Here is a 12,830-nt window from a genome sequence, read left to right as displayed (position 1 = left end):
CCTGTGGGCCGGGGGCGGCGGGTCAGCGACAGAGAGCGCTACAGGTGCGCCGCAGGTCCACGTAGCGGCACACCACACCGGGGTGCGTCGTGAGCATGCTGCACATCCTGGGGCCGGTCGCCGGAGACTGTCAATGGACACCAATTGGTGTCTCATTGGGCGGGACGGTCTCTGACCGCTGATCAGAGGCCTGTCAGGCGCTGGGAGTCAGTGCGGGGTGCACCGCGGCCTCGTCCGGGTGCAGCCACAGCGGCCCGTTCCCGGTCTGGACGCGGACGGCGTCACCGGGGGCCCACGGGCGGCCGTCGGTCAGCGACGCGAGCTCCGGCCCGGTCAGCGTCCGGTACCGCGCGAGTGCCTCCTTCGCGGGCAGTGCCGTGGGAGCGGGCGCCAGTCCGGGGCCGAGTTCGACGACCGCCGAGACGTACTCCTGGTACGGCCGCCAACCGGGCACGACGCGGTGGCCGGTGGCGCCGCGCACCAGCAACGTCGGTAGCGCGTAACGGTGTCGACCGTCCGGGGTCTCCTTGGCGGCGCCGGGATGCGGCGACTCGCAGCCGTGCACCGACAGGACCTCGTCGACCGGACGACGCGCCTCGGCGTGGTCGGCGCGTACTCGCTCCAGCACGTCCTCCGACGCCGCGTCGGCCGCGAGCCGGTCGGCATCGAGGCCGGGCACGCCCGACACCGCGGAGATCGCGGACTCGGCCGTGTCCGCGGGCTCCCCGAGCACGAACACGCTCTCCCGCAGTCGCCGCAGCACCCGATCGGCCACCTCGGCGCCCTGCGCTTCGGCCGCCTTGGCGACCAGGGAGGCCGGCCAGGAACTCGCGGCCACCCGACTCAGCCGACGGGCTCGCGGGGCGTGGGTGTGGGCGCCGATGTCCTCGACGTAGCGCGCGTACCAGGCGGTCTCCGTCGCGGGGTCGGGCGCCGGGTCGTCGTCGTGGTCGAAGAGGATGCAGTACGCGCGACGCCAGCGGACCTGCCCCGCGAAGGAGGCCCGGAGCCGGCGGAAGACGGGCTCGGATCCCCAGGCCCAGGGACACAGGGGATCCGTGAACTCGACGACTTCGACCGGGAGTTGGCCGTCGGGGATCGTCATGCGGCTCCCCGGCGGCTCAACTGCTCGTCCGCCGCGTGTTGTTCGTCGGTGGTGGCGGGCAGCAGGGTGGCGAGGGTCGTGCCGCCCAGCAGTGCGGCGGCTTCGTCCTCGATACGGCGCCACACTCCGGGCAGGCCGGAGGCGGGCCCCGGGTAGTCGAGCCCGGCCAGTGGTTCGCCGCGCAGGGTGATCAACTCACCATCCACGGCCCGGGAGACGTCCAGGAGCGTGATCTCGTCGGCGGGCCGGCCGAGCCAGTAGCCGCCCTCGCAGCCGCGCTGGCTGCGGACCAGACCGGCTCTGCGCAACTCACCCACCACGGACTTCAGGAACCGGAACGGGATCTGCTGCGAGGAGGCGATCGCCTCGCACGTGAGCGGACGGGCAGGTTCGCGGGCGAGCTCCAACAGGGCCCGCGTGGCGTAGTCCGCCTTCGCGGAGATATGCATGCGCACATAATGCCCGACGCGGACCCCGGCACGAGGAGTTCCACAGGTTCCCCGCACGGGATCGCCGATCCGCTCCCACGTACATTGCGGGAACATTGCCGCAGGTGAAGGACAATGGACACCTCTTGACATCCTTTTCGGGGCGGCTCTAGCGTCACCGACCATGAGCGAGCCGTTGACCACCCCCGGCAAAGGTTTCCACCCCCATCTCCACGATGCCGCAGGGCAGCCCGCAACCCCCCTGCGTACCCGTCTGCACCACATCCGCGCCGACGCCCTCGACGGCGACACGGCGCAGAGCGGCGGCATGCGCAGGTTCGCCGCGGTCAGCGGGAAGACGGTCGGCTCCGAGAAACTGTGGATGGGCCAGACGCATGTCGCCCCGTCCACGGCCTCCTCCGACCACCACCACGGCGAGTCCGAGACCGCGATCTACGTGGTCAGCGGACACCCTGAGTTCGTCTTCCTCGACGACGCGGGACCGCGGCCGGAGGAGATCCGCCTGCGCACGTCCCCCGGCGACTACATCTTCGTCCCCCCGTTCGTCCCGCACCGTGAGGAGAACCCCGACCCCGCGGAAGAGGCCGTGGTCGTCATCGCCCGCAGCACCCAGGAGGCGATCGTGGTCAATCTTCCGGGGCTGTACGTACTGGGCGCCGGGAGTTGACGGTCAGTCAGATGCGGTCCTGCGTTCCTCGGCCCTCAGACCACGGAGCCTCCAGAGCCCGTACAGCGCCAGCAGCGGTTTGACGATCAGCCACTCGCCGGGGCGGTAGTCGTCCGCGCGCACGAGCCTCTTCGCGAGATCGGGGCGCTGCCGCCACAGGTACTCGCGGGCCTTGAGGGCGTGAGCCGGCTGCGAGACGATCTTGATGCGGTTGGCATCCTCGAGCAGCGGGATCACATTGGTGATGTTCTCCCACGTCGTCGTGCTCTCCTCTTCGAGGAGCATGGTGCCGTCGAATCCGAGCACCGATCGCGCGTAGTCGGCCATCAGTTGCGCCTCGGAGACACCGCCGCTGGTCGTCGTACCGCCGCTGAAGATCAGGCGAGTGTCGTGCCTGCCGTCATCGGTGATGGAGCGAATTCCGGCGCGGACCCGCCAACGGTTGATGAGGTTCGCCGTCGCTTGGGGGTTCCGGTATCCCAGCACGACCACGGCCTCGGTTGCACCGTCGTTTTCTCCCACGAGAGTTCGGGACCAGCGCCGGTTCAGCCACTCGCTCCAGACCAGGACCGCAACCCCGGCCGCCGCCACACCCGTCCCTCGTCGCATCCGGCGACTCTAGCCTCGCGCTGCTGTTCGTCGTGGAAGGAGGCGGTGGTGACTCCCTACTTCAGCTCGATTTCGACGAAGGCCAGCGGGGTGGTGCCGGCGTTGACGACTTCATGTTCTGCGCCGGCCGGGCGGGCGTAGGACTCGCCCGCCCTGAGCTGTGAGGGGGTGACCGTGCCGTCCGGGGTGATCACATCGGTGCGCCCGTCGGTGACGGGCACGACGACGTAGTCGTACTCGTGCACGTGGCGGCCGGTGCTCTGCCCGGGTTCGAAGTCCCAGCGGGTGACGCGGACCCGTTCGTCCTCGTGCTGCACGCTCGCGCGGGCGGTCGTGGTGGCCATGGTCGCTCTCCTCGCTGTCGTCCGGCAGGCGGCCGGCGTCCCCGGACGGCAGGTTAATCGCCGGTCTCTGTGGTGCCGGGGCGAGGCGGGTGCCCGGTGGTGGCCGCGGGTCGCCGGGCGAGGAGGTCGGTGACCAGGGCGAGTGGGCGCCGGGCCAGACGGCCGTGGTGTGCCACCGCGAAGGCGCGCAGAGTTACCTCGGGGCCGGTGAGTGGCAGCAGGCGGACCCCGGGAGAGGTGGGGGTGTCGATCGGCAGCAGCCCCACCCCGAGCCCGATGGTGATCATGTCCTGGACCAGGTCGAGGCTGTCGGCCTGGTGGGTGATGCGGGGCGTGAACCCCGCCATGGAGGCCAGGATGCGGATGACCACCTCCGCCTTCGGCACCCTGATGAGCATCGAGCCCGCCATCGCCACGGTGTTCGGCCTCCTCGTGCTCGGCCTCCTCGTGCTCGGTCAGGCGCGCGGCCCGGCACCCGCCGCCGGCATCGAAGTCACCCGCACGGGCAGCCGTCGGACAACTGCCTCAGCCGACACACCGCCCGAGGCACGGCCCCACGTCCAGGAGGCGTCCTGCCCTTGCGGTCGAGGGCCTGGCCGGCCCGGTCCGGGACGGTGCGGCGGATGTCGTCGGCGTGCCGCCGCCTGGGCCATGTCGGCGGGCACCCCTGCGCTCCCCGTTCGGTTGGCACCATGGCCTCTCTCTGCCGTTCCGGAGAAAGGAATCCACCGTGTCCGACCCCCTCGACACCCAGATCCCCTACTGGGATGCCGCCGCGGCCACGAAGACTTTCACGCATCCCCTCCATCTGCCCTGGCTGGCGGGGATCAGCAGGGAGGCCGCGATCCTCGACTACGGATGCGGTTACGGCCGCACGATGGGAGACCTCCGACAGCAGGGCTTTCGCGATCTGACCGGCGCCGACATCTCACCCGCGATGATCGAACGGGCCCAACACCAGCACCCCGCCATGCAGTTCACCACCCTGGACGCACCCCCGTCCATGCCCTCGCCGGACGCCGACTTCGACGCGGTCCTGCTCTTCGCCGTACTGACCTGCGTCCCGGGCGACGACGCCCAACGCCGACTGATCGCCGAGCTGCACCGCGTCCTCAAGCCCGGCGGAATCCTGTACGTCAGCGACCTCCTGTTGCAGGACGACGAGCGCAACCGCAGCCGCTACGACGACTACGCCACCCTCAACGGCGGCCACGACGACGTCGGTTACGGGGTGTTCCGGACCGGCGACGGCGCGGTGTGCCGCCATCACTCCCGTGAGTGGCTCACCGCACTGCTCGCCGACTTCGAGGGCATCGGCACGCGGACCGTGACGGTATCCACGATGAACGGCCACGAGTCGAGGGGCATCCAGATCCTCGCCCGCAAGGCCGCCCTGACGTGACGTCAGGTGGGATCAGGTCTCCTTTCCGGCTCGGGCCAGTGCCTCCTCGGCCTGTGTGGCAAGGGAGTTGACGAGGTCGCAGGCCGACGGCAGGTCGTTGACGAGGTCCACGGCTTCGCCGGCCCAGACGGGCAGGGCCGGTATCTCGCCCTGGGACAGGGCGACTTGGTAGGCGTGCCGGGCGTGGGGGTCGGTGGCGAGTTCCGCCTCCCGGTCGCGCCACTGGTCGAGGAACGGGTGGCCGAGTGTGCGGGCGGTGTACTTCGACGGCCAGCTGGAGCCCCGGGCGATGTCGAGGATCCTGTTGCGCTCGGTGTCCGCGCCGTGGCCCTGGACGATGGCCGCGCTGGTCGAGGGGGCGACCAGGGCTTCGGTGGTCGCCTGGAAGCGGGTGCCGACGACTGCCCCGGCGGCTCCCAGGGCGAGCGCGGCGGCGAGCCCGCGGCCGTCGGCGATGCCACCGGCGGCGAGGACGGGTACCGGAGCGGCCAGATCCACGACGACCGGCACGAACGGCAGCGTGGCGCGACCGTGCCGGGCGCCGTGTCCGCCGCTCTCGGAACCCTGCGCCACGATCACGTCGGCGCCCAGGTCCACCGCCCGCCGCGCTTCCTCCAGATCGGTGACCTGAATGACAAGTGGCGTACCCGTACGGCGAATTCGCTCGGTGAACGGGCTCGGATCCCCGAACGACAGCATCACCGCCCGGGGTTGGTACTCCAGGGCGTGCTCCAGCGCCGCCACATCCATCTGCCAGGTGAGGAAGCCGATACCCCACGGGTTCGTGGTGTTCGCGGCGACGATGGCCAACTCCCGTGCCAGCCACTTGCGTTCGCCGTCGCCACTGCCCAGCAGCCCGAGCCCGCCCCCGCTGGAGACGGCCGCGGTCAGCGCGCCACCGGCCGATCCGCCCATCGGCGCCAGGGCGATGGGGTGCCGCACTCCGAAGAGCTTCGTGAACGCCGTCGTCAAAGCCATGGCCCACATCATCACCCGACGGCCCTCGCCGGGAAATGGGCGGCTCGGACATGTACCCGGCCCCTAGTCTCGGCCCATGAGGCAGCGGCAGCAGAAGAAGCTCTCCCGGCGGCTTTTCGGGGCGATCGTGGTGGGCGATGTCGGTCTGGTGAAGGCGGTTCTGCGGGCCGGTGCCGACCCGGGGCGAGCCGACGGCGAGGGCACCACGCCGCTCTACGCCGCCTCCGTGAACGGGGAAGCCGCGATCGTCCGCCTGCTCCTGTCGGCCGGCGCCCTCCCCGATACCGAGAGCAGCGGCATCGGCGCGGAAGGCCTGCCGTTGTGCGCGGCGGCCTGCTGGGGGCACACCGACACGGTCCGCGAACTGCTGGCGCACGGCGCCGATCCGAACGTACGGGAGGATCACGGCACCGGCCGGACCCCGCTGGAGTGGGCGAACCACGGTCCTCATCCCGAGACGGCCGCCCTCCTCACCGAGGTGTGAGTGACGGCGGCGGGGTGGGTGATCGGCGGTCATGGCGGATACTCGGGTGAGGCGGGGCACATGGGTGCTGCGCGGGCTGGAGGTGCGCCGGCTTATGGAGAGACCTTGGCGCGGCCTGCCCGGGCGGATTCCGGCGTGGCTGCGGGACCATGATCCGGGGCTCGCGGCGACCCGCAGGGCCGCCCGCACCGCACTGGTGATGCCCGCGTTGTTCGCCCTCTGCGGCCAACTGCTGAAATCCTCGACGATGGCGACCTACGCGGCGTTCGGATCCTTCTCGATGCTCCTGCTGGTCGAGTTCACCGGCCCGATGGTGCAGCGCCTGCGGGCGCACGTGGGGCTCGCGCTGGGCTGGGCGGCGCTCATCTGCCTCGGCACGCTGGTGGCGCGGACCCACTGGCTGGCGGTCGCCACCATGGTCGTAGTGGGCTTCCTGGTGCTCTTCTCGGGCGTGGTCAGCTCCGTCCTCACGGGCGCCACGACCGCGCTGCTGCTGGCCTTCATCCTCCCCGTGACCTCACCGGCCCCGCTGTCGCAGCTGCCCGACCGGCTCGCGGGAGCGGGCCTCGCCGCGGTCGCGGCCATGCTCGCGATCTCCCTGCTGTGGCCCCGGCCCACCAAGGACCCGCTCAGCGCGCCCGCCGCCCGGGTCTGCCGCGCGGCGGCGGCCCAGCTGCGCACCGACGCCTCCTGGCTGGACGGCGGGCCGCAGGCACCGACCGCCCGCCAGTGCGAGGTCGCCGCCGACCGGGCCACCGCCGCAGCGGCGGACCTGCGCACCGCCTTCGACGCCACTCCCTACCGGCCCACAGGGCTGTCCGCCGGCTCCCGCGCACTGGTTCGCCTGGTCGACGAACTCACCTGGCTCAGCGCCATCGTCGAGGACAGCGGTCCCGCCTCGGACGAACGCCGGGTCTGCGACGCCGACGCCCGCACGGTACGGCGGGCGGCGGCCACGGCCCTGGACGAGGCGGCCGTACTCCTCGACGCCCCGCGCTCAGCGCCCGACGCCCTGCGCGCCGCCCTGGTGAACCTGCGCGCGGCCATGGACGGCATGGAGGACGGCGCCACCCACCGGCTGCCCGTGGAACAGCCGAAGCCGCGCACGGAGTCGGAGGTCCGCGCCTTCATCGAGACCCTCGATCTGTCGTTCCGCGCCCAGGAGTTGGGCTTCGCCACGCTCCAGATCGCCGGCAACGTGGATCTCGCCGCGGCTGCCGAGCGGCGCAGCTGGCCGGAGCGGCTGCTCGGCGGCGAACCCGGCGCCCTGGCCCAGCCGCTGGGCTCGGCCGTCGAGCGCGCCGCCGCCCACCTGGAGCCGCGCTCGGTCTGGCTGCACAACAGCCTCCGGGGCGCGCTCGGTCTCGGCATCGCGGTGACGCTGGCGAACGCGACAGGCGTCCAGCACTCCTTCTGGGTCCTGCTCGGCACCCTGTCGGTGCTGCGCTCCAACGCGCTCAACACCGGGCAGAACGCGCTGCGCGCCCTCGGCGGCACCCTGGTCGGCTCGCTCGTGGGCGTCGGGCTGCTCCAGCTCATCGGCCACCACGGAACCCTGCTCTGGTTCCTGCTGCCCGTCGCCGTGCTCTTCGCCGGTATCGCCCCCGCCGCGATCTCCTTCGCGGCCGGACAGGCGGCCTTCACCGTCGCCCTGGTCATCCTGTTCAACATCGGCCAGGACCCCGACTGGCACATCGTGCTGCTGCGGATCCAGGACATCGCCCTGGGCTGCGCGGTGAGTGTGCTGGTGGGCCTGTTCTTCTGGCCGCGAGGTGCCGGGGCCGCCGTGGACCGGGCGCTGTCCGCCGCGTACGACGCCAGTGCCCGCTATCTCGCGGACGCGGTGGAGTACGCGGCCAGCCGCTGCAGCATCGGCTGCCTGCCGACCGACGCACCGCTGGAGGCGAGCCGGCAGGCGGCCGCAGCGGCCCGCCGGCTCGACGACGCCTTCCGCAGCTACCTCGCCGAACGCGGTGCCAAGCCGGTACGGCTCTCCGACATGACCACCCTGGTCACCGGGATCGTAGGACTGCGCCTCGCCGCGGACGCGGTGCTGGAACTGTGGCAGCGCAACGGCGGCGACGAGCAGATCCAGCCCGACCGCTCCGAGGCCCGGCTGATCCTCCTCGACACCGTCGTCCGGCTCTCCGACTGGTACCGCGACCTGGCCGCTGGACTCGGCCGACACACCGCCGTACCGGACCCGTTGGCACGCAACACCGAAGAAGAAGCGCGCCTCGTCGACTCCCTGCGCCGCGACCTGCGCGACGACGACGGACGCGCCACGGCCACCGCCGTCCGCATCATCTGGACGGCGGACCACCTCAACGCGGCCCGCCGCCTCCAGTACGTCCTGACGGCGGCGGCGAAGCCGAGCGCCTCGGCCTGAGACCCGGCACCGGGAGCGCGGGGATCAAATACGTTGGCCAGGCCCCGAGTTGGTGCATACCTTTCTGTCCGTGACCCGACGTCGCCGTCCCGCCCCCGTCGCGCCTGCTCCTCCGGCTCCGCCCGGGCTGTTCTCCCGCACCCATCTGGCCGCGACCGCGAGTTTCGCGGCGGTGATGTTCCTCAGCGGGTTCGCCGCGCTGGCGGTGCTGCCGTTGCTGCCGGTGGCCGCCAGGGATCTCGACGGGGTGGTGCTGTATCCGCTGGTGGCGGGGGCGTTCGTCGCCGCGAGCCTGCTCGGCGGGGTACTGGGCGGGAGCTGGGCGGACCGCGCCGGGCCGCGTCGGCCGCTGATGGGCGGGGTGGCCCTGACCGTCGTCACCCTGCTCGTGTCCGCGACGAGTACGACCATCTGGCAGCTCGCCCTGGGACGATTCGCGGACGGTGTCGCGGCCGGACTGGTGGCCGTGTCGATCAACGTGGCCATCGGGCAGGCCTACCCGGATCACCTGCGCGCCCGTGCCCTGGCCCTGATGAGCGCCTGCTGGATCGTGCCGTCACTGGCCGGTCCGCCGCTCGCCGGGCTCGTGGCCGCGTGGTGGTCCTGGCGCGCGGTGTTCTTCGGCCTCGCGGTCCTCACCCTGATTCCGGCGGTGACGGCGGTTCTGCTGCTGCGCGGGCGGGGGCCGGAGGGCGGAGCAGAAGCCGCGCAGGCAGCGGAACCGGTGCGACGGCCGGCCCTGTCCGTCGCGCTGGCGGTGAGCGTGGCGGCGGCGCTCACTCAGTACGGCGTCTCCGCCTGGGACGTACGGCACGTGGTGTGCACGGTCTCCGGACTGGCGCTGCTCGTGGTGTTCGCGCCGAGGCTGCTGCCGCCGCGTACCTGGCGGGCCGGGCGCGGACTGCCCGCGACGGTGCTGCTGCGGGCGCTCACGTCCGGCGCCTACTTCACCCTGGAGGCGTTCGTACCGCTGATGCTGAGTACGGCGCGACGGGTGCCGGGCGTGGTGACCGGGCTCGCGTTCACCGGGGCCGCGCTCGCCTGGGCCGGGGCGTCCTGGCTGCAGGGGCGGCTGCAGGACCGGGTGCCCCGGCACCGGCTCGTCGCCGTCGGGGCCGGGGTGATGGCGGCCGCGGTCGGGTCGGCCGTGGTGTGCGTCCTGCCCGCAGTGCCCGCGGCCACGGCGGTGACCTCGATGGTGCTGGCCGCCGTCGGCATGGGGCTCGCGACGCCGTCGCTGACCCTGCTGTCCCTCAACCACGCCCCGGCCGGCGGGCAGGGCTACGCGAGCAGCGCGATGCAGACCGCGCAGAACCTCGGGCAGACGATCGTCCTGGCCCTGGCCTCGGCCCTGTTCAGCGCGGCGTCGGCGGCCACGGACAGCCAACTCGCCCCGTTCGTATGGGCGTTCGCGTTGTTAGTGGTGCCGGTGACGGGCACGGTCCGGCTGGCGGCCCGCACCCGGACGGCAGGCCCGGAGCGGCGACCCGAGTCCGAACCGGCCGTCACCGCCTGCCCTGTCGAACCAGTTGAAGAGAGCTAGATCCGGCGGCCGGCTGCTGGGCCTGCGCGCCGGCTCGCGGGATGCTGGGTGGGTGCCCCGACCCGAACGGGAGGCGACCACCTTGAAAGCCATCGTGCAGGACGTCTACGGTCCCGCGGACGTACTGGAGTTGCGGGACATCGACCGCCCGGTGCCCGGCCCCGACGAGGTACTGATCCGCGTACGGGCCGCCGGCGCCGGGCCCGACGTGTGGCACCTGATGACCGGCCTGCCCTATCCCGCGCGGCTCGTCTTCGGGCTGCGCAGGCCGAAGAACCCCGTCCCGGGCTGGGACGTCGCGGGGGTGGTCGAAGCGGTCGGCACCGGCGTCACCGACCTCGAACCCGGAGACGCCGTCCACGGCGAATGCCGGGGCTCCTTCGCCGAGTTCGCCCTCGCCAAGACCGGCAAGATCGCGCGCAAACCCGACAGCCTCACCTTCGAACAGGCCGCCGCCGTCCCCTGCTCCGGTGTCACCGCCCTCCAGGCGCTGCACACCAAGGCCGGCATGCGCCCGGGCCAACAGGTCCTGGTCATCGGCGCCTCGGGCGGAGTGGGCAGTTTCGCCGTCCAACTCGCCACCGCGCACGGCGCCGAGGCCACCGCCGTCTGCGGTCCGGACGCGGCGGACTTCGTCCGCTCCCTGGGCGCCGTCGACGTCATCGACTACACCCGCGAGGAGATCACCGACCGCCCGCGCCGGTACGACGTCGTCCTCGACGCCGCGGGCAACCGCAGCGTCTCGCTCCTGCGCGGCGTCCTCACTCCGCAGGGCACCCTGGTCCGCGTCGGCGGCGAAGGCGGGAGCCAATGGTTCGCCGACGCGGGCATCCGCCTGGAGATGGGGCTGCGCTCGCTGCTCGGGGGCCGGAAACTCCAGGGCATGCTCGCGGTCGTACGCCGCGCGGACCTCCTGACTCTCGACGCGATCATCGACAAGGGCGACCTCACACCCGTGGTCGACCGCGCCTTTCCGCTGGCCGAAGCCGCCGACGCCGTACGCCACTTGGAGAACGGCCACCCGCGGGGCAAGGTCGTCGTCACGGTCGCGTGACCGGGGGACTGACCGTCGACTGCCACAACTCCCGTGCCTCCGCCGCGACTCCGGGCGCGGTCAGCAGCAACGGCGTGTCGTAGGACGGGAGTTGCGGTACCGCGACCGCCCCTGCCTCCGTCGCGATCAGCAGCGCCGGAAGTCCGTCCACCGGGTGGAACTCGCCGATCGCGGCGGCGGCCGCCCGGCCCGCCGCGACCTGCACGAGCGACAGTGCGGTCGAGCCCATCACGCGTACCGTGCAGTGCCGGTCGGCCAGTTGGGCCATCAACGCGTCGAGGCCGGGCCAGTGCGCGTGCGCCGCCCACTCCGTCATGAACACATGGCCGGTCAGTGTCGTGTGGTCCGCCGCGTGGATCGGGACGCCGTTCAGGTGCGCGCCCCTGCCTCGTACGGCCGTGAACACCTCGCCCCGCCACGGGTCCGCGACCAGGCCCAGCAGAGGGGAGCCGTCCGGCCGCGCGAGACCCAGCGAGAAGGAGCACCAGCCCAGCCCGTGGGCGTAGTTGGTGGTTCCGTCCACCGGGTCGATCACCCAGTGCGGGGCGTCCGACGCGCCCTCCTCGACGCCGTACTCCTCGCCCTCGATCCCCCAGTCGGGGAACTCCCGCCGCAGCACCGACCGTACGTGCCGCTCCACCGCCTCGTCCGTGTCCGTGACGATGTCGGCCGGGCCCGCCTTCTGCCGGACCGGGCCCGATGCTCCGGCGTTACCGTTGCGGATCGTCTCCGAGGTCCACTTGGCCAGCTCCACGGCCACGCGCAGCGCGTTGTCCAGGTCATGCTCGTTCGTCACTGCTCTTCACCACTCCAGTCGTGTGCGGGCGAACCCGCCCCGGTCGGCCTCGAACCAGGAGATCACGTCGTCCTACCTCCACGTCGGCGTGGTTGGCCGTACATGACGTGCGATACGCGGCGGTTACGGTTGGTATAGGCGGTATGCGACGACGAATATCAACCTGGGACGGGCTTTCCCGTCTGTGCGTGGCCGTGTCGGTGTCCGGCCTTCTCCTCTCCCTGACCGGTATGGCCCCCGCGCCGACCGCGGCCGAACCCGGACCCGTGCGGGGCAGCGCCTACATGGGCATCGGCGTCCTGGCCCATGACGGGGCGAGCGGCAGGACCGGCGGGGTTTCCCCCGAAGAGCGGGCCGGGCAGACCGAGGGCGTGGACGTCTCCAGCTATCAGCGCGATGTGGCGTGGACCGGCCTCTGGAGCGCCGGTACCAGGTGGGCCTATACGAAGGCCACGGAAGGTACCTCCTACCGGAACCCGTACTTCGAGGACCAGTACGAGGGCGCGTACGACGTCGGCATGGTCCGTGGGGCCTACCACTTCGCCACACCGGACGGGGGCAGTGGGACCGCGCAGGCCGACTACTTCGTGGACCACGGCGGGGGCTGGTCGGGCGACGGCCGGACGCTCCCGGGGGCACTCGACATCGAGTGGAATCCCTACGGGGACTCCTGCTACGGCAAGTCGGCGAGCGGCATGGTCACCTGGATCGGTGATTTCCTGAACCGCTACAAGGCCCGTACCGGTCGTAATGCCGTGATCTACACGTCCACCAGCTGGTGGAGCAGCTGCACCGGCGGCTACCGGGGATTCGGTGCCACGAACCCCCTGTGGGTGGCCCGGTACGCCTCGTCCGTGGGGGCGCTTCCGGCGGGCTGGTCGGCGTACACCATGTGGCAGTACACCTCGTCCGGGCAGACGGTCGGTGACCACGACCGGTTCAACGGTGCCCAGGACGCGCTGCGCCAGTTCGCCGCCGGCTGACAGGCGGGTGCCGGGGGCTGCGGCCCC

General features: G+C 72.0%; 14 protein-coding genes. 7 read left to right on the top strand and 7 right to left on the bottom strand.

The features are described from left to right. Nucleotides 1–193: 193 nt before the first annotated feature. Nucleotides 194–1,105 (bottom strand): DsbA family oxidoreductase, encoded by a 912-nt coding sequence (locus tag ACQHII_RS01295; protein WP_427917397.1) that lies wholly within the window; start codon nucleotides 1,103–1,105, stop codon nucleotides 194–196. Then, nucleotides 1,102–1,554 (bottom strand): RrF2 family transcriptional regulator, encoded by a 453-nt coding sequence (locus ACQHII_RS01290; RefSeq protein ID WP_427917396.1) that lies wholly within the window; start codon nucleotides 1,552–1,554, stop codon nucleotides 1,102–1,104. The genes ACQHII_RS01295 and ACQHII_RS01290 overlap by 4 nt, the downstream gene beginning before the upstream one ends. 163 nt (nucleotides 1,555–1,717) lie before the next feature. Here ACQHII_RS01290 and ACQHII_RS01285 point away from each other — a divergent pair, with 163 nt between their 5' ends. Next, complete coding sequence (locus ACQHII_RS01285; protein ID WP_427917395.1) at nucleotides 1,718–2,221, top strand: cupin domain-containing protein; 504 nt, start codon at nucleotides 1,718–1,720, stop codon at nucleotides 2,219–2,221. A gap of 3 nt (nucleotides 2,222–2,224) precedes the next feature. On the opposite strand, the gene ACQHII_RS01280 is transcribed toward ACQHII_RS01285, so the two are convergent. From ACQHII_RS01280 to ACQHII_RS01270, 3 genes are read right to left on the bottom strand one after another with little or no spacing between them, the layout of a single operon-like run. Beyond that, nucleotides 2,225–2,830 carry a YdcF family protein gene (locus ACQHII_RS01280; RefSeq protein ID WP_427917394.1) on the bottom strand — a complete coding sequence of 202 codons (606 nt, stop codon included), beginning with the start codon at nucleotides 2,828–2,830 and terminating at the stop codon, nucleotides 2,225–2,227. A gap of 56 nt (nucleotides 2,831–2,886) precedes the next feature. Continuing rightward, entirely contained in the window at nucleotides 2,887–3,174 is a 288-nt protein-coding gene (locus ACQHII_RS01275) for a cupin domain-containing protein (protein WP_427917393.1), read from the bottom strand. 53 nt (nucleotides 3,175–3,227) lie between these two features. After that, nucleotides 3,228–3,584: a LysR family transcriptional regulator substrate-binding protein gene (locus ACQHII_RS01270; RefSeq protein ID WP_427925198.1), complete on the bottom strand. Its 357-nt coding sequence runs from the start codon at nucleotides 3,582–3,584 to the stop codon at nucleotides 3,228–3,230. Nucleotides 3,585–3,904: 320 nt separating this feature from the next. Here ACQHII_RS01270 and ACQHII_RS01265 point away from each other — a divergent pair, with 320 nt between their 5' ends. Then, on the top strand, nucleotides 3,905–4,576 hold the full coding sequence (locus ACQHII_RS01265) for a class I SAM-dependent methyltransferase (protein WP_427917392.1): 672 nt from the start codon (nucleotides 3,905–3,907) through the stop codon (nucleotides 4,574–4,576). Nucleotides 4,577–4,588: 12 nt separating this feature from the next. On the opposite strand, the gene ACQHII_RS01260 is transcribed toward ACQHII_RS01265, so the two are convergent. After that, complete coding sequence (locus ACQHII_RS01260) at nucleotides 4,589–5,554, bottom strand: NAD(P)H-dependent flavin oxidoreductase (RefSeq protein WP_427917391.1); 966 nt, start codon at nucleotides 5,552–5,554, stop codon at nucleotides 4,589–4,591. Nucleotides 5,555–5,630: 76 nt separating this feature from the next. On the opposite strand from ACQHII_RS01260, the gene ACQHII_RS01255 reads away from it, so the two are divergent. From ACQHII_RS01255 to ACQHII_RS01240, 4 genes are all read left to right on the top strand, one after another. Then, nucleotides 5,631–6,038, top strand: coding sequence for an ankyrin repeat domain-containing protein (locus ACQHII_RS01255; protein ID WP_427917390.1), 408 nt, complete (start codon nucleotides 5,631–5,633; stop codon nucleotides 6,036–6,038). 94 nt (nucleotides 6,039–6,132) lie between these two features. Beyond that, nucleotides 6,133–8,427 (top strand): FUSC family protein, encoded by a 2,295-nt coding sequence (locus ACQHII_RS01250; RefSeq protein ID WP_427917389.1) that lies wholly within the window; start codon nucleotides 6,133–6,135, stop codon nucleotides 8,425–8,427. Between the two features lie 175 nt (nucleotides 8,428–8,602). Beyond that, nucleotides 8,603–9,970, top strand: a complete 1,368-nt coding sequence (locus ACQHII_RS01245; protein WP_427925197.1) for an MFS transporter — start codon at nucleotides 8,603–8,605, stop codon at nucleotides 9,968–9,970. Nucleotides 9,971–10,022: 52 nt separating this feature from the next. Next, nucleotides 10,023–11,024: an NAD(P)-dependent alcohol dehydrogenase gene (locus tag ACQHII_RS01240; RefSeq protein ID WP_427917388.1), complete on the top strand. Its 1,002-nt coding sequence runs from the start codon at nucleotides 10,023–10,025 to the stop codon at nucleotides 11,022–11,024. On the opposite strand, the gene ACQHII_RS01235 is transcribed toward ACQHII_RS01240, so the two are convergent. Further along, on the bottom strand, nucleotides 11,011–11,820 hold the full coding sequence (locus tag ACQHII_RS01235) for an inositol monophosphatase family protein (protein WP_427917387.1): 810 nt from the start codon (nucleotides 11,818–11,820) through the stop codon (nucleotides 11,011–11,013). The two genes, ACQHII_RS01240 and ACQHII_RS01235, sit on opposite strands and share 14 nt — an antisense overlap. A 143-nt stretch (nucleotides 11,821–11,963) precedes the next feature. On the opposite strand from ACQHII_RS01235, the gene ACQHII_RS01230 reads away from it, so the two are divergent. Beyond that, a complete protein-coding gene (locus ACQHII_RS01230) occupies nucleotides 11,964–12,803 on the top strand; it encodes a lysozyme (RefSeq protein ID WP_427917386.1) in 840 nt (279 codons plus the stop codon). Nucleotides 12,804–12,830 lie beyond the last annotated feature (27 nt).

The sequence above is a fragment of the Streptomyces sp. cg40 genome (assembly GCF_050320165.1).
Taxonomy (GTDB): Bacteria; Actinomycetota; Actinomycetes; order Streptomycetales; family Streptomycetaceae; genus Streptomyces; species Streptomyces hokutonensis.
Note: the sequence above shows the minus strand (reverse complement) of the source record. Positions and strands in the feature narration are given on the sequence as shown.